The sequence below is a fragment of the Mycobacterium sp. NGS40 genome, assembly GCF_059812735.1.
This window is the reverse complement of the sequence record NZ_JCALDG010000017.1, coordinates 65,090-88,261: the sequence shown is the minus strand read 5'-3', so window position 1 is coordinate 88,261 and position 23,172 is coordinate 65,090. Positions and strand designations below refer to the sequence as shown.

20 protein-coding genes are annotated in these 23,172 nt (G+C 65.8%); 15 read left to right on the top strand and 5 right to left on the bottom strand.

Annotated elements, in window-relative coordinates; translation table 11 throughout:
• Window positions 1-20 precede the first annotated feature (20 nt).
• From AC5Y5O_RS23405 to bla, 4 genes are read left to right on the top strand one after another with little or no spacing between them, the layout of a single operon-like run.
• Complete coding sequence (locus AC5Y5O_RS23405; RefSeq protein ID WP_096286254.1) at window positions 21-2,297, top strand: polyribonucleotide nucleotidyltransferase; 2,277 nt, start codon at window positions 21-23, stop codon at window positions 2,295-2,297.
• Window positions 2,275-3,657, top strand: a complete 1,383-nt coding sequence (locus tag AC5Y5O_RS23400) for a M16 family metallopeptidase (protein ID WP_096290999.1) — start codon at window positions 2,275-2,277, stop codon at window positions 3,655-3,657. Before AC5Y5O_RS23405 ends, AC5Y5O_RS23400 begins: the two co-directional genes overlap by 23 nt.
• A gap of 59 nt (window positions 3,658-3,716) precedes the next feature.
• Window positions 3,717-4,745, top strand: a complete 1,029-nt coding sequence (locus AC5Y5O_RS23395; protein WP_096286256.1) for a nitronate monooxygenase — start codon at window positions 3,717-3,719, stop codon at window positions 4,743-4,745.
• Between the two features lie 6 nt (window positions 4,746-4,751).
• The gene (gene bla / locus AC5Y5O_RS23390) at window positions 4,752-5,633 is read left to right on the top strand and encodes a class A beta-lactamase (RefSeq protein WP_423790867.1); all 882 of its coding nucleotides are present in this window, start codon (window positions 4,752-4,754) and stop codon (window positions 5,631-5,633) included.
• 3 nt (window positions 5,634-5,636) lie between these two features.
• Here the strand turns inward: bla and ald are convergent, their stop codons facing one another.
• Window positions 5,637-6,752 carry an alanine dehydrogenase gene (gene ald, locus AC5Y5O_RS23385; protein ID WP_096286258.1) on the bottom strand — a complete coding sequence of 372 codons (1,116 nt, stop codon included), beginning with the start codon at window positions 6,750-6,752 and terminating at the stop codon, window positions 5,637-5,639.
• 68 nt (window positions 6,753-6,820) lie between these two features.
• Between ald and aldR the strand changes: the two genes are divergently transcribed.
• From aldR to AC5Y5O_RS23360, 5 genes are all read left to right on the top strand, one after another.
• A complete protein-coding gene (gene aldR, locus AC5Y5O_RS23380) occupies window positions 6,821-7,336 on the top strand; it encodes an HTH-type transcriptional regulator AldR (protein ID WP_207768492.1) in 516 nt (171 codons plus the stop codon).
• A 15-nt stretch (window positions 7,337-7,351) separates the two neighbouring features.
• The gene (locus AC5Y5O_RS23375; protein WP_096286260.1) at window positions 7,352-7,813 is read left to right on the top strand and encodes an SRPBCC family protein; all 462 of its coding nucleotides are present in this window, start codon (window positions 7,352-7,354) and stop codon (window positions 7,811-7,813) included.
• 120 nt (window positions 7,814-7,933) lie between these two features.
• Window positions 7,934-8,842 (top strand): metal-dependent hydrolase, encoded by a 909-nt coding sequence (locus AC5Y5O_RS23370; protein WP_096286262.1) that lies wholly within the window; start codon window positions 7,934-7,936, stop codon window positions 8,840-8,842.
• Window positions 8,843-8,845: 3 nt separating this feature from the next.
• Window positions 8,846-10,612 carry an SDR family oxidoreductase gene (locus tag AC5Y5O_RS23365; protein ID WP_096286264.1) on the top strand — a complete coding sequence of 589 codons (1,767 nt, stop codon included), beginning with the start codon at window positions 8,846-8,848 and terminating at the stop codon, window positions 10,610-10,612.
• A gap of 2 nt (window positions 10,613-10,614) precedes the next feature.
• Window positions 10,615-11,709 (top strand): PDR/VanB family oxidoreductase, encoded by a 1,095-nt coding sequence (locus AC5Y5O_RS23360; RefSeq protein ID WP_096286266.1) that lies wholly within the window; start codon window positions 10,615-10,617, stop codon window positions 11,707-11,709.
• A 4-nt stretch (window positions 11,710-11,713) separates the two neighbouring features.
• Here AC5Y5O_RS23360 and AC5Y5O_RS23355 read toward each other — a convergent pair whose 3' ends face one another.
• Together AC5Y5O_RS23355 and AC5Y5O_RS23350 are read right to left on the bottom strand one after the other, a co-directional pair.
• Window positions 11,714-12,238, bottom strand: a complete 525-nt coding sequence (locus AC5Y5O_RS23355) for a GNAT family N-acetyltransferase (RefSeq protein WP_243393839.1) — start codon at window positions 12,236-12,238, stop codon at window positions 11,714-11,716.
• A gap of 15 nt (window positions 12,239-12,253) precedes the next feature.
• A complete protein-coding gene (locus AC5Y5O_RS23350; protein ID WP_096291003.1) occupies window positions 12,254-12,832 on the bottom strand; it encodes a TetR/AcrR family transcriptional regulator in 579 nt (192 codons plus the stop codon).
• Between the two features lie 215 nt (window positions 12,833-13,047).
• Between AC5Y5O_RS23350 and AC5Y5O_RS23345 the strand changes: the two genes are divergently transcribed.
• Both AC5Y5O_RS23345 and AC5Y5O_RS23340 read left to right on the top strand, forming a co-directional pair.
• Window positions 13,048-14,073: an aromatic ring-hydroxylating dioxygenase subunit alpha gene (locus AC5Y5O_RS23345; RefSeq protein ID WP_096286268.1), complete on the top strand. Its 1,026-nt coding sequence runs from the start codon at window positions 13,048-13,050 to the stop codon at window positions 14,071-14,073.
• A 5-nt stretch (window positions 14,074-14,078) separates the two neighbouring features.
• Complete coding sequence (locus tag AC5Y5O_RS23340; protein WP_096286270.1) at window positions 14,079-15,167, top strand: NAD(P)H-dependent amine dehydrogenase family protein; 1,089 nt, start codon at window positions 14,079-14,081, stop codon at window positions 15,165-15,167.
• On the opposite strand, the gene AC5Y5O_RS23335 is transcribed toward AC5Y5O_RS23340, so the two are convergent.
• On the bottom strand, window positions 15,157-16,515 hold the full coding sequence (locus AC5Y5O_RS23335) for an HNH endonuclease signature motif containing protein (RefSeq protein ID WP_096286272.1): 1,359 nt from the start codon (window positions 16,513-16,515) through the stop codon (window positions 15,157-15,159). The two genes, AC5Y5O_RS23340 and AC5Y5O_RS23335, sit on opposite strands and share 11 nt — an antisense overlap.
• A 111-nt stretch (window positions 16,516-16,626) precedes the next feature.
• On the opposite strand from AC5Y5O_RS23335, the gene dapB reads away from it, so the two are divergent.
• The 4 genes from dapB to AC5Y5O_RS23315 all read left to right on the top strand — a co-directional run bounded on the left by dapB (window position 16,627) and on the right by AC5Y5O_RS23315 (window position 21,979).
• Window positions 16,627-17,364 carry a 4-hydroxy-tetrahydrodipicolinate reductase gene (dapB, locus tag AC5Y5O_RS23330; RefSeq protein WP_096291004.1) on the top strand — a complete coding sequence of 246 codons (738 nt, stop codon included), beginning with the start codon at window positions 16,627-16,629 and terminating at the stop codon, window positions 17,362-17,364.
• The gene (locus AC5Y5O_RS23325) at window positions 17,361-17,816 is read left to right on the top strand and encodes a hypothetical protein (protein WP_096286274.1); all 456 of its coding nucleotides are present in this window, start codon (window positions 17,361-17,363) and stop codon (window positions 17,814-17,816) included. The genes dapB and AC5Y5O_RS23325 overlap by 4 nt, the downstream gene beginning before the upstream one ends.
• A 50-nt stretch (window positions 17,817-17,866) precedes the next feature.
• The gene (locus AC5Y5O_RS23320) at window positions 17,867-18,268 is read left to right on the top strand and encodes a flavodoxin family protein (protein ID WP_165796385.1); all 402 of its coding nucleotides are present in this window, start codon (window positions 17,867-17,869) and stop codon (window positions 18,266-18,268) included.
• Window positions 18,269-18,823: 555 nt separating this feature from the next.
• On the top strand, window positions 18,824-21,979 hold the full coding sequence (locus AC5Y5O_RS23315; protein ID WP_096286278.1) for an adenylate/guanylate cyclase domain-containing protein: 3,156 nt from the start codon (window positions 18,824-18,826) through the stop codon (window positions 21,977-21,979).
• Window positions 21,980-22,043: 64 nt separating this feature from the next.
• Here AC5Y5O_RS23315 and AC5Y5O_RS23310 read toward each other — a convergent pair whose 3' ends face one another.
• Entirely contained in the window at window positions 22,044-23,006 is a 963-nt protein-coding gene (locus tag AC5Y5O_RS23310; protein WP_207768494.1) for a DUF7064 domain-containing protein, read from the bottom strand.
• Window positions 23,007-23,172 lie beyond the last annotated feature (166 nt).

Sequence of the window (23,172 nt, the reverse complement as noted above, 5' to 3'; positions counted from 1 at the left end):
AGAGGCTGTACGGACACCTAATGTCTGTAGCTCAAATTGATGAGGGCGTGTTCGAGTCGACCGCCACAATCGACAACGGGACCTTTGGTACCCGCACCATTCGCTTCGAGACCGGCCGGCTGGCCCAGCAGGCCGCCGGTGCCGTCGTCGCCTACCTCGACGACGAGAACATGCTGCTGTCGGCCACGACCGCCAGCAAGGCACCCAAAGAACACTTCGACTTCTTCCCGCTGACGGTCGACGTCGAAGAGCGGATGTACGCCGCCGGGCGAATCCCCGGTTCGTTCTTCCGTCGCGAGGGCCGACCGTCCACCGACGCGATCCTGACCTGCCGGCTGATCGACCGCCCGCTGCGGCCCTCGTTCATCTCCGGGTTGCGCAACGAGATCCAGGTCGTCGTCACGATTCTGAGCCTGGACCCCAACGACCTGTACGACGTGCTGGCGATCAACGCCGCGTCGGCCTCCACCCAGATCAGCGGGCTGCCGTTCTCCGGCCCCGTCGGGGGCGTGCGGGTCGCGCTGATCGACGGCCAGTGGGTCGCGTTCCCGACCGTCGAGCAGCTCGAGCGGGCCGTGTTCGACATGGTCGTGGCCGGCCGCATTGTCGGCACCGACGCCGACGGCAAGCCCGACGTCGCCATCATGATGGTCGAGGCTGAGGCCACCGAACGGCTCATCGAGCTCGTCGAGGGCGGCGCCAAGGCGCCGACGGAAACCGTTGTGGCGGAAGGCCTGGAAGCCGCCAAGCCGTTCATCGCGGCGCTGTGCACCGCGCAGCAGGAGCTGGCCGACGCGACCGCCAAGCCCGTCGGTGACTACCCGACGTTCCCGGACTACGCCGAAGACGTCTACTACGCGGTCGCCTCGGTGGCCACCGACGAGCTGGCCAAGGCGCTGACCATCGGCGGCAAGGCCGAGCGCGACGCGCGCACCGACGAGCTCAAGGCCGAGGTGGCCCAGCGGCTTGCCGAGACCTACGAGGGCCGTGAGAAAGAGGTCAGCGCCGCGTTCCGCTCGCTGACCAAGAAGCTGGTGCGCCAGCGCATCCTGACCGATCACTTCCGCATCGACGGTCGCGGCATCACCGACATCCGCGCCCTGTCGGCCGAGGTGGCCATCGTGCCGCGGGCGCACGGCAGCGCGCTGTTCGAGCGGGGTGAGACCCAGATCCTGGGGGTGACCACGCTGGACATGGTCAAAATGGCTCAGCAGATCGATTCGCTGGGGCCGGAAACCTCCAAACGGTACATGCACCACTACAACTTCCCGCCGTTCTCCACCGGCGAGACGGGCCGCGTCGGTTCGCCGAAGCGGCGTGAGATCGGGCACGGCGCCCTGGCCGAGCGGGCGCTGATCCCGGTGCTGCCCAGCGTCGAGGAATTCCCCTACGCGATCCGTCAGGTGTCGGAAGCGTTGGGCTCCAACGGTTCGACGTCGATGGGATCGGTCTGCGCGTCGACGCTGGCGCTGCTGAACGCGGGGGTTCCGCTGAAGGCGCCGGTGGCCGGTATCGCGATGGGCCTGGTCTCCGACGACGTCGAAGTCGACGGTACGACCGAGCGCCGCTTCGTCACGCTGACCGACATCCTGGGTGCCGAGGACGCCTTCGGCGACATGGACTTCAAGTGCGCCGGCACCAAGGACTACGTCACCGCGCTGCAGCTGGACACCAAGCTCGACGGGATCCCGTCGCAGGTGCTCGCGGGTGCGCTGGCCCAGGCCAAGGATGCGCGGTTGACGATCCTCGAGGTGATGGCCGAGGCCATCGACGCCCCCGACGAGATGAGCCCGTACGCCCCGCGGGTGACCACCATCAAGGTGCCGGTCGACAAGATCGGTGAGGTCATCGGGCCCAAGGGCAAGGTCATCAACGCGATCACCGAGGAGACCGGCGCGCAGATCTCCATCGAGGACGACGGCACGGTGTTCGTCGGCGCCACCGATGGTCCCTCGGCACAGGCCGCGATCGACCGGATCAACGCCATTGCCAACCCGCAGCTGCCGACGGTGGGTGAGCGATTCCTCGGAACCGTGGTCAAGACAACGGATTTCGGTGCCTTCGTGTCGCTGCTGCCGGGCCGCGACGGTCTGGTGCACATCTCCAAGCTCGGCAAGGGCAAGCGCATCGCCAAGGTCGAGGACGTGGTGAACGTCGGTGACAAGTTGCGCGTGGAGATCGCCGACATCGACAAGCGGGGCAAGATCTCGCTGGTCCTGGTCGAGGATGACAGCGCAGCCCCCGCTGCCGATTCCCCGGAGACCGCGCCGGCCGATGCCGCGACAGCCAGCAGCTGACTTACCCGGGGCGCGCCCCGGTCGAGTGGGTGCCCTGCGGCGGGGCAAGCACGCCGCCGAGGCTGAACCTGCGCTGCAGGCCACGGTGCGCCGCACCACGTTGCCGGGTGGTCTGCGGGTGGTCACCGAATACCTGCCCGCGGTGCGGTCCGCGTCGGTCGGGGTGTGGGTCGGTGTCGGGTCGAGGGACGAGGGCGCGACCGTCGCCGGTGCGGCGCACTTCCTCGAGCACCTGCTGTTCAAGTCGACGCCGACGCGCACCGCGGTCGACATCGCCCAGGCGATGGACGCCGTCGGCGGCGAACTGAACGCGTTCACCGCCAAGGAGCACACCTGCTACTACGCGCACGTGCTCGACAGCGATCTCGCGCTGGCCGTCGACCTGGTCGCCGACGTGGTCCTCAACGGCCGCTGCGCCGTCGAAGACGTCGAGCTCGAACGTGACGTCGTCCTCGAAGAAATCGCGATGCGCGATGACGACCCCGAAGACGCGCTGGGGGACATGTTCCTCGCGGCGCTCTTCGGCGATCATCCGGTCGGGCGCCCGGTGATCGGTACCGCGCAATCGGTGTCGGCGATGACCCGCGCGCAGCTGCACTCCTTCCACGTGCGGCGCTATACACCCGAGCGGATGGTGGTCGCGGTAGCCGGCAACGTCGACCACGACGAGGTGGTCGCCTTGGTGCGCCGGCACTTCGGATCTCGTTTGGTGCGTGGGCGCCAGCCCATTTCGCCGCGCAAGGGCACCGGGCGCGTGAACGGCCAACCGGGACTGTCGATGGCCAAACGCGACGCCGAGCAGACCCACGTCTTGCTGGGGGTGCGCACGCCCGGACGCGGGTGGGAACACCGGTGGGCGCTGTCGGTGCTGCACACCGCGCTGGGTGGCGGGTTGAGCTCCCGGCTGTTTCAAGAGGTTCGCGAATTGCGCGGACTGGCCTACTCGGTCTACTCCTCGGTCGACATGTTCTCCGACAGCGGCGCGCTGTCGGTCTATGCGGCCTGCCTGCCCGAGCGGTTCGCCGACGTGATGCGGGTGACCACCGAGGTGCTCGAATCGGTGGCCCGCGACGGCATCACCGAGGCGGAGTGCCGCATCGCCAAGGGCTCCATGCGTGGCGGGATCGTCCTTGGCCTGGAAGACTCCAGTTCTCGTATGAGCCGCATCGGTCGTAGCGAATTGAACTATGGCAAGCACCGCAGCATCGAGCACACCCTGCGGAAGATCGATGACGTCACCGTCGACGAGGTCAACGCGGTGGCCAGCCAGCTGCTGACCAAGCGTTACGGCGCCGCGGTGGTTGGCCCGTATGCTTCGAAACGATCACTGCCGCAACAACTTCGGGCGATGGTACGGTAGCTCAATGTCCGTCTTATCACTTCCGCCGTGCCGGCGCTCGTCGTCGCCGGACTAGCCAGATGGTGCTGGGTTTTTGGGATATCGCGGTGCCCATCGTGGGCGCACCGATGTCGGGCGGACCCGGCAGCCCGGCATTGGCGGCGGCGGTGTCCAACGCGGGCGGACTCGGTTTCGTTCCCGCCGGGTACGTCAGTGCCGACCAGTTTGCGCAGGATGTCGCCGCGGCGCGCGCTGCCACCACCGGCCCGCTCGGGGTGAACCTGCTTGTGCCGCAACCCAGTGTCGCCGACTGGGTGGCGTTGGACTATTACGCGGAGGCCCTCGAAGCGATCGCCGAGCACTACCAGGTTTATGTGGGCCGGCCCGAATTCGGGCACGACGACGACTGGGCGCGCAAGCTCGAAGTCGTCGCCGACCTGCGCCCGGAACTGGTGTCGTTCACCTACGGAGTGCCGTCGCCGGATGTGATCCGGCGCTTCGGTGCTCTCGGACTGTTGGTGATGGTGACGGTGACGTCGCTTTATGAAGCCGGGGTGGCCGTCGCCGCCGGCGCGGACAGCCTGGTGGTCCAGGGTCCGAATGCCGGCGGGAACCGCGCCACCTTCGCACCCGACATGGATCCCGGCGGCGAGTCGCTGCATCAGCTGATCGACCGCATCCATCGGGCACATCGCGACGTCCCGATCATCGCCGCGGGTGGCCTGGGCACCGCCGAGGATGTCGCGGGTGTGCTGCGCCGGGGCGCGGTGGCCGCGCAGGTGGGCACCGCGCTGCTGCTCAGCGACGAAGCCGGCACCAGCACCGGTCAACGCGTCGCCATGAAGAATCAACTCTTTTCCAAGACCATCGTCACGCGGGCGTTCTCGGGACGGTATGCGCGCAGCCTGGAGAACGAATTCATTCGCCTGTTCGACAACGTGGCGCCCCTGGGCTATCCCGAGGTGAACCAGATGACGTTGCCGATTCGGGAGGCGGCGACCGAGCGGGAAGATCCCCAGGGCATGAGCCTTTGGGCGGGAACGTCGTTCCGCGAGGCGCAGGCGGGTCCGGTGGCCGACATCGTCGCGAGCCTGAACCCCGACGACTAACCGAGCGTGTCAGAACTAACCCGCCGGCGGTTGTTGGTGGCCGCGATGACGACCCCGGTGCTGAGCGCGTGCGCACCACCCGCACATGCCGATCCGCCGCCGGTCTACGGTCGCCTGGCTGAGCTCGAGCGCCAATACGACGCCTACATCGGCCTTTTCGCGGCAGATCCCGGGTCGGGGCGCACCTGCGCCCATCGCGACGACGATCCCTTCGCGATGTGCTCGACGTTCAAGGTCTACGCCGCGGCGCGGGTGTTGCAGATGGCACAGCACGGCGAATTGGATTTGCAGCAACCGATTTTCATCGATCCCGCCGCGTTACTGCCCAACTCGCCGGTGACCGCGCCGCGGGCCGGCAACACCGTGCCTCTCGCGCAACTGTGCGCGGCCGCGTTGCAGCGCAGCGACAACGTGGCCGCCAACCTGCTGCTGGCGCAGATCGGCGGACCGCCCGCCATCACCGACTTCGCTCGCTCCATTGCAGACGAGCGCACCCGGCTCGATCGCTGCGAGATCGAATTGAACACCGCGATCCCCGGCGACCCCCGCGATACCAGCACCCCGCGCGCGCTTGGCACCGGAGTCCAAAACCTGCTCAGCGGAACGGTTCTGGGTGACGCGCAGCGCCGTCAGCTGGAACAGTGGATGCGCGACAATGTGACCTCGAGCATGCGGGCGGGCCTGCCGCCGGGGTGGACCAGCGCCGACAAGACCGGCACCGGGGACTACGGCAGCACCAACGACGTCGGCATGGTGTACGGGCCGGCCGGGCAGCGCGCGTTGCTGTCGGTGATGACGCGTTCGCGGTCGGCCAACTCTAACGCCGATGCGCTGCGGCCGCTGATCGTCGAGGTGACGAAATCGGTGCTGAGATGGCTGACCGGCTGAGCGTCAGGCCAGCACGCCGACCGGGTCGGTGAACGGCAGGCTCAGGTCGGCGGCCACCCGCTCGGACAGCAGCGCGCCTTCGTGTGTCGAAAGGCCTTTTGCCAGAGCCGGATCCGACCGGCAGGCCTGCTGCCAGCCCTGGTCGGCGAGCCGGAGCACGTACGGCATCGTCGCGTTGGTCAGCGCGTAGGTCGAGGTCTTCGGGACCGCGCTGGGCATGTTCGCCACGCAGTAGAACAGGACGTCGTGCACCGTGAACGTCGGGTCGTCGTGGGTGGTCGGCCGCGAGTCCTCGAAGCAGCCGCCCTGGTCGATCGAGATGTCCACCAGCACGGCGCCTTTTTTCATCTGTGCGACAAGCGAATTCGAGATCAACTTCGGCGCCTTGGAGCCGGGCACCAGCACGGCCCCGATCACCAGGTCGGCGTGTCTGACCGCGCCCTCGAGCTCGTAGGTCGACGAGTAGCGGGTCTGGATACGGCCGGTGAACTCGGCGTCGAGAAGTCGCAGCTTGTCGATGTTGAGGTCGAGCACCCGGACACTGGCCCCCATGCCACTGGCCATCCGGGCCGCGTTGTAACCGGCCGTGCCGGCGCCGATGACCACGACGTCGGCGGGCTTGACGCCCGGCACCCCGCCCATCAATGCGCCGCGTCCGCCCTGCGTCCGCATCAGGTGGTAGGCGCCGATCTGAGCCGACAGCCGGCCCGCGACTTCGCTCATCGGGGCCAGCAGCGGCAGTGCGCCATCGGCGGTCTGCACGGTCTCGTAGGCGATCGACGTTGTGCCGGAAGACAATAGCGCGTTGGTGCAGGTGTCCGACGCGGCCAGATGCAGGTAGGTGAACAGCACCTGCCCGGCGCGCAGCAGCGCGTACTCGGCGGGCATCGGTTCCTTGACCTTGAGCAGCAGGTCGGCATCGGCCCACACCTGCTGGGCGGAGCTGAGCAGCTGTGCACCCGCGGCCTTGAACTCCATGTCGGTGATTGCCGACCCTTCTCCGGCGCCGGCCTGCACCAGCACCTCGTGGCCGCGGTGCGTCAGTTCGGCGACGCCTGCCGGGGTGATGGCCACCCTGAACTCGTTGTTTTTGGTCTCGGTGGGAATGCCGACTCGCATGCCGTCAATTGTGAAGAAAGTTCGGGCAAGCGGCAAACAGGCTGATGTTAATTCCATAAGATCGGCGTATGACTGATGAGTCAACGGAACTCGTGGGCCTGGCGGGCGACAGGCCGAAGGATCTTCGGCCCGCCGATCTCGATGCGGTGGACCACAGAATTCTGAGCCTGCTGCACGCCGATGCCCGGATAACCAACAACGCCCTGGCCGAGGCGGTCGGCATCGCGGCGTCCACGTGTCACGGGCGGGTACGGCGGCTGGTCGACCTCGGCGTGATTCGCGGTTTCTTCACCGACATCGATCCGGTCGCGGTGGGAATGCCGCTGCAGGCGATGATCTCGGTGACCTTGCAATCCAGCGCGCGCGGCAAGATCCGCAGCTTCATCCACCAGATCCGGGGGCGCCGCCAGGTGATGGACGTCTATTTCCTTGCGGGTGCCGACGATTTCATCCTGCATGTCGCCGCCCGCGACACCGAGGACCTGCGTTCCTTCGTGGTGGAGAACCTCAACGCCGACGCCGACGTCGCCGGAACTCAGACCTCGCTGATCTTCGAACATCTCCGTGGAGCCGCGCCGATCTAGGCTTAGGATCTGCGGATGAGCGACCCGTGCGTGTCGGCCACTGTCCAGATCGACGCCCGTCCCGATGTGGTCTATTCGCTGATCACCGATTTGCCGACGCTGACCTCGCTGGCCGAAGAGGCGGTTGCGATGCGGTGGTGCAAGGGCGACGCGGCGGGTCAGGGCGCGGTGTTCACCGGCCGTAACGAAAACGGCAGCAAGCGGTGGAACACGAGGTGCACCGTCACCGACGCGGAGCCGGGCCGACGGTTCGCGTTCGACGTGCGGCACACCGTTTTTCCCATTGCGCGCTGGCAATACGACATCGTCGCGTCCGACGGCGGCTGCCTGGTGACCGAAAGCACCTGGGACCGGCGGCCCGGCTGGTTCCGCAAGCTCTCCGGCAGGGCGACCGGCGTCACCGACCGGGTGGCCGCCAACACCAAGAACATCGAGCTCACGCTGCAGCGCCTCAAGCAGCGTGCCGAAGCCGGGTAGACCTCGCGAGGAACCCGGTACCGCCGGTTTCGCATATTCGTGCGGCGAACCTATAATTGCCATGCCCGATGTTCACCGAGACGACTTTCAGTCAAAGTAAACGCTGAGGTAGGGGGCCGTATGTTCACCGTCGACGACCAGGCCGCGGGTCCGCATGACGCGTCGCTCGATCGTGAGCGCCTCGTGCTCGAGGCGCGTGACGTGGCCTTCGACTGGGCGACGCTGCCGGTGCATTACGTGCCCGACGAGCCGTTTACCACCCACATGCTCAACGTTTTGCACCTGCTGCTGCCGGCCGGCGAGGAGTTTTTCGTCGAGGTGTTCAAGCGCGCGCTGCCGCTGATCCGGGACGACCAGCTGCGGCTGGATGTGCAGGGCTTCATCGGTCAGGAGGCGGTGCATTCGCAGGCGCACTCGGGCGTGCTCGCCCGGTTCGACGCCCGCGGCATCGACGTGACGCCCTACACCGGCCAGGTCAGGTGGATGTTCGAGAAGGTACTGGGGTCGCGGCCCGGGTGGAGCAAACGGCGCCAGGACAGCTGGCTGCTCGAGCAGGTCTCGTTCATCTCCGCGATCGAGCACTACACCGCGATCTTGGGTGAGTGGATCCTGAACACCCCCGCACACGACGCGATCGGCACCGATCCGGTGATGCTGGACATGCTGCGCTGGCACGGCGCCGAAGAAGTCGAGCACAAGGCGGTCGCCTTCGACACGATGAAGCACCTGCGGGCCGGGTATTGGCGGCAGGTACGTGCGCAGCTGGTGGTCTCTCCGGCGATGTTGCTGCTGTGGATCCGTGGCGTGCGCTACCTCTATTCGGTGGACCCGCTGCTGTCGCCGGGCACCAAGCCGCGCTGGCGTGACTACGTCAAAGCAGTCCGCCGCGGCCTGTTGCCCGGCCCGCTACGATTCCTGCGTGGTATCGCCGATTACTACCGGCCGGGCTTCCACCCGTCGCAATTGGGCGGGCTTGGGCAAGCAGTCGACTATCTGGCCGTCTCTCCTGCAGCGAGGGCGTCGCACTGAGCTATGACCATTGACTTCGGATTCACCGCATCCAACGGTGTGGCCCTGGCCGTCCATCGTTACACCGAAATCGACGCGTCGCGCCCGACCATTCTTGCCATTCACGGCTGGCCCGATAACCATCACGTCTGGGACCCGATCGCCGAGGAATTCGGGCAGAACTACGCCGGCCGATACAACTTCGTTGCCTACGACGTCCGCGGCGCCGGCGAATCATCGCGTCCGGCAAAGCAATCCGGGTACGCGTTCGAGCATCTGGTTTCCGATCTCGGCGCGGTGATCGACAGCCTGGGTGTCGAGAAGGTCCATCTGCTGGCCCACGACTGGGGCTCGATCCAGGCCTGGGCGGCCATCACCGATGAATCGATGATGGACAAGATCGCGACGTTCACCTCGATCTCGGGACCGCATCTGCAATACGCGGGCAGGTTCTTGCGCTCGGCGCGCAACCCGCGGGGGCTGGCCCAGGTCGCGGGCCAGCTGATGGCTTCGACCTACATCGGCTTCTTCCTGTGCCCGGGCGTGCCGGAAGCGGCGTTTCATTCCGGAATCGGCGCCAAAGTCGTTGAGGCCATCGAACGCATCGGCCGGTCGAGCACGCGCAGTCAACGTCGCGCGACGCCGCGATCGACCGCGGACTATGTCAACGGGTTGAACCTGTACCGGGCCAACATGCCCGCGCCGATGTTGAGGCCCGGACGCGAACTGCCGAAGACCAACGTCGCGGTTCAGGTGCTGGTGCCGCGCATGGACCTCTTCGTGACTCCCGCGCTGCAGCGCTTCACCGGCGCGATTCCCGCTGGGGGCAGGGTGGTTTCGATCGAGGGTGGTCACTGGGTGGTGACGTCTCGCCCCGATGTGGTGGCCCGGCTCACCAGCGAGTGGGTCGATCGCAGCGTCGGCGGCGCGGCCCCCGCCGGCGAGCCCGCGGTGCAAGGCGGCCCGCACGAGATCCCGGGCAAGCTCGCGTTGATCACCGGCGCGGGTGCCGGCATCGGCCGGGCCACCGCGGTGGAACTTGCCCGCCATGGTGCTCGCAAGGTGATTATCGTCGATCGAAACCTTAACGCGGCCAACGAAACTGCGGATGCCGTTCGTGCCGCGTGCGCCGAGGCCGTGGTGTACCAAGCCGACGTCAGCGACGAAGCGTCGATGAACGACCTTGCCGCCCAAGTCCTCAACGACCACGGTGTGGTCGACATCTTGGTGAACAACGCCGGCATCGGCATGGCGGGCCGGTTCCTGGAGACCAGCCCGGGGAACTGGGAGGACATCATCGGGGTCAACCTGCGTGGTGTCATCACCGGCAGCAGGGCTTTCGGCGCGCAGATGGTCGAGCGTGGCGAGGGCGGGACGATCATCAACGTGGCCTCGGCGTCGGCGTACCTGCCGTCGAAATTCATGGTCGCCTACAGCACCACGAAGGCGGCGGTGCTGGGGTTCAGCGAGTCGCTGCGCGCCGACTTCGCCGACGAGGGCATTGCCGTCACCGCGGTGTGCCCCGGATTCGTCAACACCGATATCGCCAAAAGCACTGTCTACGCTGGGATGTCGGATGCCGAGCAGGAGCGGGCCCGGGACAGGGCCGACGCGGCCTACCGGCGCCGCAACTACACCCCGCAGGCCGTGGCCGAGGCCATCGTCAGGGCGATCAAGACCGGGCCAGCGGTGCTACCGGTCGCCGCCGAGTCCAGAATCGGCTACGCGATGCGCCGGATCAGTCCGGGCGCCGTGCGGCTGCTTGCCCGGCTGGACATTCGGCCGACGTAAGCATGGTGGGGGATTTGACTGTGCGGGAGAGTATCTGGGCCAGTAGGCCCACCGATCTTTACGGTCGGCGCGAACGCGACCGTCTCGGCACGGCGTTGTGGGGGATCCGGGCGTTGTACGACGGATTCAGCGCGGTGTCGCGGTGGGAGCCGTCGCGGATCAAGCCGGTGCGGCGCACCCGGGTCGCCGTCGTGACCAAGCGTGAACTCGTCGCACCCGATGTCGTCGCGCTGACCCTGGCCGACCCGGATGGCGGGTTGCTCCCGTCCTGGACGCCCGGCGGTCACATCGACATGGTGCTGCCCTCGGGCCGGCGCCGCCAGTACTCGCTGTGCGGTCCGCCCGGCCGGCGCACCGACTACCGCATCGCGATACGGCGAATCGCCGACGGCGGAGGCGGTTCGATTGAAATGCACGACGCGTTCGACGTCGGCTCCACATGTGAGTTCGAAGGCCCGCGTAACGCCTTCTATCTCGGTTCGGCCGAGCGTGACGTGTTGTTCGTGATCGGCGGCATCGGCGTGACGCCCATTCTGCCGATGATCCAGATCGCCCGGCAACGCGGAATCAATTGGCGCGCAATCTATGCCGGGCGCAGCAGGGAATACATGCCGTTGCTCGACGAAGTGACGGCGGTGGCCCCGGACCGGGTGACCATCTGGGCCGACGACGAACAGGGCCGCTGTGCCGCCGTCGATGACCTGCTCGTCGGCGCCGGGCCGATGACCGCCGTCTACGTGTGCGGCCCGGCCGGGATGCTCGAGGCGGTTCGCATAGCCCGCAACGAACACGCCGATGCGCCTTTGCATTACGAGCGATTCAGTCCGCCACCGGTCGTCGACGGCGTTGCATTCGAACTTGAGCTCGCGCGCTCACAGCGGCGCCTCGATGTTCCGGCGAATCGGTCCGCGCTCGACGTGATGCGAGACCTTGACCCGACCACGCCTTATTCCTGCCAGCAAGGCTTCTGCGGGACATGCAAAGTCAAAGTGCTTGCCGGACAGGTCGACCACCGCGGGCGCACGGCGGTCGGCGGCGACGAGATGCTGGTCTGCGTGTCGCGGGCGAAAGCCGGCCGGCTCGTCATCGACGCCTGAGCGCTCAGCCTGCGGGCGCCGACCGATGACGCCGGTAGCCCACATGGCGCACCGTGACGCCGGGCAGCGGCTGCCAGACGAGCGTGCGGTCGTCAAGTTGAAAGTCGTTGTCTTCATAGAATTGTCGCGCCGTGTCATTCTTTTCTGCACACCACAGAACCACGTCGCCCGACGGATTGGCATTGACGGCCTTGTTCAGCAGGCGCACACCGACTCCGAGGCCCTTGGCATCGTCGCAGGTGTAGAGGGCGTCGATTTGCAGGTCATCGCTGCTGGCGGACTCAGGCCCGAAGACCGTCATCCCCAATAGCTTGCCGCGGGCCTCGGCGACCCACATGCCCCATCCCGGCTGATTGAGCGCTTCCGGGTACTTCACCGTGGCCCACAATTGCGGCGTTGCGATCAGGTCGAGCAGGTAATCGTCCAGGATGCCGGCGAACGACCGCCGCCACACCGGATAGTGCATCGCCGCGACCTTCTCGAAATCGCCCGGTCCGGCCCTGCGGATCTTGACGTCCTTCGATTTCACAGGGCCACCTTAAGGTCAATCCGCCCGGGAATGCTCGAGGTAAGCGACTAGGGCGTTCGTCAGACCACGCCGCGCCATGTCCAGGTCGGCATAGGAGCCCAGTTGACGCTCGGACACCAGGCCGCGCATCGCGCCCGGGATCAGCGCGGCCAGTTCCCGGACCCGGTCCGGATCGACGTCGAGCCCCGCGAAGGCGTTCTGACAGGTCTCCAGCCAGCTCTTGCCCCAGGAGAACAACTCGGCGGCGGTGCGCGGGTACAGGCGCTCCAGCTCGGCGGGGTCGCGGGGGAGGGCGGCACGCAGATTTTCGATCGCGCGCGAATCCGGCGACGCCAGACCGCGGTACAAGGTTTCGATGATGGCGCTGACCCGCTCGTGCAGGGGGGCGTTCGGTTGGACCGGCGTCGACAGTGACGAGAACGTCGCCGCCCGTCGCTCGGCGGTACGGTGCAGCACGGCCGCCCAGAACCCGTCGGTGTCGCCGAACTGGTATTGCACCGCGCCCCAGGTGGCGCCGATGTCTTTGGCGATGCGATTGGCCGACACCGACCCCGGCTCGCCCGAGCCCAGCGATCGCAATGCGGCCTCGAGCATGTTCTCGCGAGTAGCGCTGCCGCGCCGGTTCGGCCGCCGGCCCACGATGCCGGCCTCCGAAACGTGCCTGGTAGCCCGCTGTGCCATCGGCCGATCCTAATCGATTGTTTGCACGCCGCGGCGGAGCGGACTAGATTTTCATAGAGGGTACGTTGATTATTGACTGGCGCCGCTATCATTCGTTGCGAGGAGGACAGCTCTGATGCCTGAGTTCGATGGCTAAGCCGCCGTTGTCGATGAAACCGACCGGATGGTTCCAGGTCGCCTGGTCCGAGGAGATCGGCGTCGGGGACGTCCACAGGATGAAGTACTTCGACCAGGAAATGGTCGCCTGGCGGGCTGACTCCGGGCAGCTCACCGTCATGAACGCCTATTGCGAGCACTTGGGTGCGCATCTGGGTTACGGCGGCAAGGTCGTCGGCGAGGTGTTGCAGTGCCCATTCCACGGCTGGCAGTGGAGCAACGAGGGCCGCAACGTGTGCATTCCGTATCAGGACCGCCCCAATCGCGGCCGCCGGGTGCGCACCTATCCCGTGGTGGAGCGCAACGAGTCGGTCTACATCTGGCACGACGTCGACCGTCGCGAGCCGTTCTTCGACGCCCCGGACGTGTTCGCCGCGTTCGGCGACGGCAGCAGTGCCGACGGCTACTACCCGCAGCAGCGGTTGTACCGCGCCGGCCTGGAGTTGCACCCGCAGTACGTGCTGGAAAACGGGGTGGACTTCGCGCACTTCAAGTACGTGCACAACACGCCGATCGTGCCGGTGTTCACTCGCCACGACTTCGGCGAACCCGTGTCTTTCGTGGACTTCACCATCACCTTCGAGGGCGACGACGGGCAGCGGATCGAAGACGTGAACAGCGGCGTCGAGGCGATCAACGGCGGGCTGGGCATCGCGGTGACCAAGAGCTGGGGCATGGTCGACAACCGCACCATCTCGGCGATCACCCCGGTCGACGAGTGCACGTCCGATGTGCGGTTCATGGTGTACATCGGCCGGGCGCCGCACAAGGATCCGGTGCGCGCCGAGGCGAAGGCCCAGGAGTTCGGCCGAGAAGTCATCCGGCAGTTCGAGCAGGACATCGAAATCTGGCGACACCAGCGCTATTCGGATCCGCCCGCGCTCGCCAATGACGAGTACGAAGGGTTCACGGCAATCCGTAAGTGGGCCAAGCAGTTTTATCCCGACGGAATCGGTGGCAGCGCCGCCGAAGTGTACGCAGCATCCCAGAAAGGCTGAATGCAATGAATGCACCCGCTGGACCGATTCGCGTCTTCCAAGTCGGAAGTGGAAACGTCGGGTCGGAGATGATCAGGCGGATCGCGACCCAGCCTGATCTCGAACTCATTGGTGTGCATGCCTATTCGCCGGAGAAAGTCGGAAAGGACACCGGCGAGTTCGCCGGCATGGGGGCCAACGGGGTGAAGTTCACCGGGAGCATCGAGGAAATCATCGCTGCCAAGCCCGACGTGCTGACGTTCCACGGCGTGTTTCCCGACGAGGACCTCTATGTCAAAGTGCTTGAGGCGGGCATCGATATCGTCACCACCGCCGACTGGATCACCGGCTGGCACCGCGACACCAACCATCCGCACCCGTCCGGCAAACTGGTGACCCAGTTGCTGGCCGAGGCGTGCGAGAAGGGCGGTGCGACCTTCTACGGCACCGGGATGAACCCGGGGCTCAACCAGATTCTCGGTGTGGTGTGCTCGGCCGACGTCGCCGACATCGAAAACGTCACCACGATCGAGTCCGTCGATGTGTCGTGTCACCACTCCAAGGACACCTGGATCGAGGTGGGTTACGGCCTGCCGGTTGACGATCCGTCGATCCCGGGCAAGCTTGAGAAGTACACCCGCGTGTTCGCCGACAGTGTGCTGCTGATGGCCGACTGCTTCGACGTCAAACTCGACGAGGTCAAGTTCAGTTACGAGTTGGGCGCGTGCACAAAGGATGTCGACCTGGGCTGGTACATCCTGCCCAAGGGTTCGCTGGGCGGCAACTACATCAAGTATCAAGGCATGGTGGACGGGGTGCCCCGAGTCGAGACGCACCTGGAATGGCAGATGACCCCGCACACCGATCCGCACTGGGATATCAAGGGCTGCTACATCACCCAGATCAAGGGCGACCCGTGTATCTACAACAAACACATGATCTTCCCGAAGCCCGGCGTCGACCTGTCCAACCCGGACAACTTCGCCTCCATCGGCATGACGGTGACCGGCATGCCCGCCCTGGCCTCCATCAGGTCGGTGGTAGCGGCGCCGCCCGGGCTGATCACCAGTGCCGACCTTCCGCTGCGCGCATTCGCCGGGCGGTTCAAGCGGTAGCGTCATCGCCCAGAACTCTCTCCGGGTGGTGGTAGTCGTTGGTGCGCGGGCCGGATTCAAACTGCGGCGGTGGAATCCATTCGGTGCGACCGTTGGCTGATTTCCTTGTCCGCCAACCTATTCCCGCGAGTTTGTGGTGGGGTCTACACGCGAAGGTGAGGTTGTCGACATCGGTTGCGCCGCCGCCGGCCCATTCCTCGATGTGGTGGACTTCGCACCAATACCCTGCAGCGTCGCAGCCCGGGTGCGTACAGCCGCGGTCCTTGGCGTACAGGACCACCCGCTGATCCGGTGTGGCAACTCGGCGCGATCGGCCGAGATACAGTGGCCGGCTCTGATGGTCGTCGAATACGGCAAGATAGTGGTAAGCGTGGCCCGCCATCCGGATCACATCCCGCATGGGCAGCAGCGTTCCGCCACCCGTCACCGCTCGGCCCGCGCCCGTCGTCAGCTCCTGCAGCGTGGTCGACACAATGACGCTTACCGGCAATCCGTTGTGCTGACCGAGCTTCGGGTCGCCCAACTGGCCCCGGACCAACGCATTGAGCGCGTCGTGCTGACGTTGCCCCGGAGTACGCGCATCCCGGCCAACGCCCGCCTCGGCGGGTTCGCCGGTAGTGCAAGGGTATTCATCGTCTGGGTTGCACATGCCGGGCGCGGCGAATCGGGCGAACCACGCTTCGAGATTTGCACGCAATTCTGGTGACGCGATGAGCTTTCCGATGCTCATCCCGTCGCTGCGCTGGCCGCACCACGCGAAGCCGCGCCGGCGCGCTCGGTCGGCATCGGAGAACTTCCCATCGGGATTGATGTGCAGCGCGATTCGATATGCGGCCCTTTGCAACTGATCGGGACGTAGCTTGGTGGCTTGCCGGGCGAGAAATCGTTCGGCATCCTCGACCTCGTCGGCGGGTGTGGCTTCCGGAAGGTCGCGGACGAAAGCCTGAATTACCCGCAGATGCTGCGCGTCGAGCCGGCCTTCTCGCCAGACCGTTGCGGTGGCCGGAAGCTCCGGTGGCAGGTCCGCACCGGTGAGGGTGGTGCGGCCGGATAGTTGTTCGGCGTCCTTGACCCGTCGGCGAGCTTCGGCATAACTGATCCGCAGGCAGTCGGCAATGACCTGGTGGATCGGGCCACCCACCCTCGCCGGCTCCTCGTCGGACAAGCGCGCAATGATGTCGTGGCTCAACGCAATCTGTCGTCGGCGCGAGGCTTCCATCCGTTCGAGCACTCGCAGCCGGACGGTGGGGCTCAAAACCTCGAAGTCGAGGGCGCTGATCGCGGCGTCGCCCGCGTCGAGTGCGTCCAGGGCGGCGGCCACTTCCGTGCCCACTTCGATCGAATACATGTTCGAATTTTATCGGTCTTCATCAGGCCCGGCCCCGGCGAATACCAAGGCTGTGGACAAACGCCCAACTGTGGACAAAGCCACGACCCACCCCCGTCTAGGGTGAAGGCCATGCGGGTAGGAGTGCTGGGAGCCAAGGGCAAGGTCGGGTCGGCGATGGTCGCCGGTGTGCGGGCCGCCGACGATCTGACGTTGTCCGCCGAGGTGGACGCCGGCGACCCGATGAGTCTGCTGACCGATCACGACACCGAGGTCGTGATCGACTTCACCCACCCCGACGTGGTGATGGGCAACCTGGAGTTCTTGATTGGCAACGGGATTCACGCCGTGGTCGGCACCACCGGCTTCACCGCCGAGCGGCTGCGACAGGTGGAGTCGTGGCTGGCCGACAGCCCGAAAACTTCCGTGCTGATCGCGCCGAATTTCGCGATCGGGGCGGTGCTGTCCATGCATTTCGCGAAACAGGCCGCGCCGTTCTTCGACTCCGTTGAGGTCGTCGAACTGCATCACCCGCACAAGGCCGACGCGCCGTCTGGCACGGCGACTCGAACCGCCAAGCTGATCGCCGAATCTCGAAAAGGCTTGCCGCCCAACCCCGATGCCACCAGCACCGGCTTACCCGGAGCGCGCGGCGCCGACGTCGACGGAATTCCGGTGCACTCGGTGCGGCTGGCCGGGCTGGTCGCCCACCAGGAGGTGTTGTTCGGCACCGAGGGCGAGACCCTGACCATCCGCCACGACAGCCTGGACCGCACGTCGTTCGTGCCGGGCGTGCTGCTGGCGGTGCGCCGCATCAAAGAACACCCCGGGCTGACGGTGGGGCTGGAGCCCCTGCTCAACCTGCAATGAGCAGGTTGCTGCGCACGCAATTACTGATCGCGTTCCTGTGCGCGGCGATGTTGCTGTACTTCGTGCTGCTGGGGCGGTTGGCCGTCGCGATGATCGCTTCGGGCCGGGCCGCCGCCGTCGGCCTCGGGCTGGCGGTGTTGATCATGCCGGTGATCGGGCTGTGGGCGATGATCTCCACGCTGCGCGCCGGACTCGCCCACCAGAAGCTGGCCCGGCTGATCGCCGAGGAGGGGATGGAACTCGATGCCGGCGAGCTGCCGCGGCGGCCGTCGGGTCGTATCCAGCGCGATGCCGCCGACGCGCTGTTCGCCACCGTGCGCACCGAAGTGGAAGCCCACCCCGACGACTGGCGGCATTGGTATCGGCTGGCGCGGGCCTACGACTACGCGGGAGATCGCCGCCGCGCCCGGGAAGCCATGAAGACGGCGGTCGAGCTGGAGGGGCGCCCGTGAGCAAGACGCTGCTGATCGTGCACCACACGCCGTCGCCGCACTGCCAGGAGATGTTCGAGGCGGTGGTGGCCGGGGCGACCGATCCCGAGATCGAAGGGGTGGACGTGGTGCGTCGGGCGGCGCTGACGGTCTCGCCGGTCGAGATGCTGGCGGCCGACGGCTATCTGCTCGGCACGCCTGCCAACCTCGGCTACATGTCGGGCGCTCTCAAGCACGCATTCGATTGCGCCTATTACCAATTGCTCGATTCGACGCAGGGACGCCCGTTCGGCTTGTACCTGCACGGCAACGAGGGCACTGAGGGTGCCGAGCGCGCCGTCGATGCCATCACGACGGGCCTGGGGTGGGTGAAAGCCGCTGCGACCGTGGCGGTTTCGGGTAAGCCGGGCAAGGACGACGTCGAGGCATGCTGGAACCTCGGGGCGAGCGTCGCGGCCCAGCTGATGGAGTGAAAATCACTTAGGGCGAACGTGTTTCCGTAGCCCGTGGAGTGGACAACAGCGATCTCCGCATGATCGGTGGCGACGCACCGGGCTCGACGCGACTCATTGCGCGAAGGAACGGCGAACCCACTCCCGCGGGGGGCGCTTCCGCTACAGGTTGCGAGGTTGCGGGCCGGGCCGCTGACGCGGCCGGGCCGGTCGGTGGGATGGCTGGCGGGGGAGCCAATGCGTCGACTGATTAGCCGCGAACACCCAAACGACGGTCATGGCCCAGACGTCAGACGGGAAGCACCCAGCGCGGGCGGACGTCAAAATGACGTTGCTCAGCGCCCCGAGAATTCGCTCTTTTTGTCTTAGTCCCGCTGTGCCTCGGCCACAATGACCGATGCGCTCGCGCACAAGCGCTGTACTCCGCGGACAATTCGGTACCACAGCGCACGCCTCTGGTATTCGCAAGGTCATTCGCCTTGTGAATACCACTCTTGCATTTCGCGCGCGACAGGTCGTATTGACGTTACGCTTTCGACGTATTGTTGGGTGGTACTTCGGGATCGGTGGTGCTGTATGCCGGTTACGTTCGCATGTATGAACTGCAGCGCAGAATTGCGGTCGAACGCTAAGTTCTGCGATGAATGCGGTGGGCCAGTTGCGGTGTCGAGCACCCTTGCCGAGTTCAAGCAGGTGACGGTGCTGTTCGCCGACGTGGTGCACTCGATGGATATCGCGGCAGCGGTCGGCGCAGAGCGCTGGCGCGAGATCGTGACCGAGCTGCTCAACCGTTCATCCACGGTGGTGCGCCGCTACGGCGGTCGGGTCGACAAGTTCACCGGTGACGGCATGATGGCTGTGTTTGGTGCGCCCGCGGCTTTGGAAGATCACGCGCTGCGGGCGTGTTTGGCCGCTCTTGCTATTCAGGATGAGGCCAAGCGGCTGGCGGTTGTGGTCGAAGGCCGCGACGCTGTCGATCTGCAGCTGCGGATAGGGCTGAATTCCGGCGAGGTGATTGCCGGTCAGATCGGTTCGGCTGCGTTGGGCTACACGGCAGTTGGCGAGCAGGTAGGGCTGGCTCAGCGGATGGAGTCCGTGGCTCCGCCGAGTGGGGTGGTGCTCAGCGAAACCACTGCGCGGCTGGTCGAGGGCGTGGCGGTGCTGGGAGAGCCGGAGATGACGCACATTAAAGGCGACGACGTGGTGCCGACGCGACGGCTGCTCGGAGTAGTCGAGCAGCGCCAGCAGACCGGTCCGTCGTATTCAACTTTGGTGGGCCGCGAGTGGGAGTTGGGCACACTGGCGGCGATGCTGGATCGGTCGATGGCTGGACGCGGGTCGGTGGTGGGCGTGACCGGTCCTCCTGGTATTGGCAAAACCCGACTTGCCCGCGAAGCCGTGCAGCTGGCGAAAGACCGTGGCGTCGAGGTGTTTTTCACATTCTGCGAATCACATGCCAGCGACGTTCCGTTCCGGGTAGTGGCGCGCCTGTTGCGCGCAGTCGGGCAGTTGAGTGGTCTGGACGATCAGACCGCGCAGGCGCGCGTGCGGGCACAATTTCCCGACGCCGATCCGCAGGACCTCCTGTTGCTCGATGACCTGCTGGGCATCGCCGGTCCCGACGTGGAGCTGCCCAAGATCGATCCGGACGCGCGGCGTCGGCGCTTGACCGCGCTGATCAACACGGCTCAGCTGGCCCGCACCCAACCAGCAATTTTCATCGTGGAGGATGCGCACTGGATCGACGAGGCCAGCGAATCCATGCTTGCTGATTTCGTCGCGGTGTTCCCCCAGACTCACTCGTTGCTGTTAATCACCTATCGCCCCGAATACCACGGAGCCCTGCACCGTGTCCCAGGCGCACAGACGATTGCTCTGGTGCCCCTGAGCAAATCGGAAACCTCCATGCTGGTCGCCGAACTGCTGGGGCCCGATCCGTCCGTCGGCGAGGTCGCCGAAATCATCGCCGCGCGCTCTGCCGGTAATCCGTTCTTCGCCGAGGAGATAGCGCGTGAGCTCGCCGAACGCGGCGTGCTAGTGGGGCAGCGTGGCGGCTATACCTGTCGCACCGATGTGGCAGCGGTCGGTGTGCCGGCAACGTTGCAGGCGGCGATCGCTGCGCGTATTGACCGGCTCAGCCCGGCGGGTAAACAGACCCTTGCCGCGGCCGCGGTCATCGGGTCGCGGTTCAGCTACGATCTGCTGGCAAGCCTGGGCATCGACCCGCGGGTCGACGAGCTGATCAACGCTGAGCTCATCGATCAAGTGCGGTTCACTCCACGCGCCGAGTACGCGTTTCGGCATCCACTGATCCGCACCGTGGCCTACGAATCACAACTCAAATCCGATCGAGCGCAGATGCATCGGCAGCTGGCCGCCATGATCGAAGCCAACGAGCCAGGATCGGCCGACCAGTCCGCGGCCCTTATCGCCGAACACCTGGAGGCCGCCGGTGATGGGCACACCGCGTTCGGCTGGCACATGCGTGCCGCAACGTGGGCGACCAATCGCGATATCGCCGCCGCGCGTCTGAGCTGGGAGCGCGCCCGGAAAATCTCCGATGCACTTCCCGCCGAGGACGCGCACCGCACCGCCATGCGCATAGCCCCGCGCACCATGTTGTGCGGGATCGCCTGGCGAGTCCATGCACATCCGGCAGGGGACCGCTTCGACGAATTGCGAGAGTTGTGTGACATCGCCGACGACAAGGCGTCACTCGTCATCGCAATGGCGGGGCTAGTGATGGACCACGCGCATCAGGCCCGGACGTGCGAGGCTTCGCAGCTGGCATCGGAAGTCTGGGCCCTCGCCGAGTCGATCGGCGATCCGGCCCTGACGGTGGGGCTGTCCACCGCGGCTATTTACGGCAAAGGTTCAAGTGGTGAGTTGGGTAACGTGCTGCGGTGGTCACAGAGAGTCATCGACCTGGCCGACGGCGACCCATCCAAAGGCAACTTCATTATCGGGTCTCCGCTAGCGAGCGCCTTTACGACGCGCGCCATTGCCCGTTATTGCCTGGGCCGTCCCGGATGGCGAGACGACCTACGGCACGGCCTCGCCATGGCCCGCGACGCCGACCCAATGTCATACGCCTTGGCCGTCGCCTACATCTACAACGCGGGGATACCGCTTGGAGTCCTGACGGCAGACGATCGCGCGGTGCGCGAGACGGAAGATGCTCTCCGGATTGTCGAACGATCCGGGGATGACGTGGCTTTGGCCTACACCCGGATGGCCCTGGGCGTCGCGTTGGTGCACCGCCAGACGGCTTCGGCGCGCGACCGTGGGCAGGAGCTCCTGGCGGAAGTCGGCGACGCGTTCGTGCGCGGAGGACACAACCTGGGCGAATTGCCAATCGTCAAGATGTACTTGGCGCGCGAAAGAGCTAGGGGCGGAGATCGCGACGAGGCGATATCGCTCATGCGCGAGGGACAGTTGCTGGCGTGCGGGGTTTGGCAGGATCCAGCGACCGGTGTTCTGGTCGAGACACTGCTAGACCGCGGGGCCGAGGCTGACCTGGCCGAAGCCGAGGCCGCGATCGAGCACATAGCAGCCGCGCCAGCACACGAGGGTCTCGTGATACGCGACATCTGGCAGCTGCGACTAAAAGCTCTCCTGGCGCGGGCTCGAGGCGACGCCGAGGCTTATGTGTACTTCAGAGATCGACACAGCGAGAGGGCGAGATCGCTTGAGTTTGATGGGCACCTAGCTTGGGCAGAAGAAATGCCATGACAGCGCAACTCGGTGGCTGGACAACGTAAATCCCTCGGGTGGGTGGCGGATCTCAGCTCGGTGATCATCGCATGACCATCCGCGCCGCTGGGCGCAGGCGTGGCAGCACCCGTAGCAGACCGAGTGGCCCGCCATGCCACGCGTGCTCGGTCAAGCCAATCCCGTTGCGGCGCTGACCGTCAATGGTCGTTTCAAAGCGTGCCGCCGACTCTTGGATCACCAAACCCTTTCGGTACAAGCATGATTGGGCGGTAGCGCTGCCTTGAATCTCGAGTCGCAAGCCGCTGACGTCGGTGACCGTGATCCGCGACGTACGCGGTACATGAAGGCCGGCCATTCCGTAGTCCACGGCCAACTCCGTCACCGCGTGGTTCGCGCCATCGTGGTGGATGTAGCCGCAGGGGTATGCCCGTCCACCGTTGATCAGCAGGGTGCAGTTCATGGTGAAGTCTGGCCCGAACAGCATCGGAATCCAATTCCAGCCTTCGATGGTGCGCCAATCGCGGTCTCCCCAGGACTTGTCTCGCTGACCGAGGCCGTCAATCTCGTAGGTCGCTCCGTTCATCGTTATCGTGCCTGTGACCCGCCCGGACTGCTCTATGTGCACATCGGCAATTCCGGGCGGAATGTATTGGCCCGGAGGCGCTTCGGCGCGAAAATCGTACGGCGCGTGCAGCGCAGTAAAGGTCAGATCCACCTCGTCGCGGCCCCGCAGCAGTACCCGCCACTTCGACATCGGTTCGCTCATGTGAAACTCCAGGGCCCCGATGCCGAGGCGGCCAGGATCGGGGGTGCCGGTGTAGCGGGCGTTGAGTCTGGCGTAGCCGCCCTCAACCCGGCCGTTTCGCATGGTGTACAGCAGCGCGTCAGCGGTGTGATTGCTGGGACGATATCCGATGCGGGCCAAGCCCGTTGCGTCCGACTGGGGATCGAACCAACTGAAAAAGAAGCTTTCTTGCCAGACACGGTGCGGTCCTGGGTCGTGCATGAATTCGTCATTCGCGTCGACCATCTCGTCAGTCCTCACGACTCGGAGACAAATGCGGTGGCAACAAGAATCTCCAAGACTAACGTGACCGATCGGTACCCGCGACACTTCTGGTCACCCCGACGCCCACATTCATTCACCTCGATGATTTCGCTGCCCTCTGAAATTAGACATCGCAAGTTGTCAAATACTTCTACACCAGCAG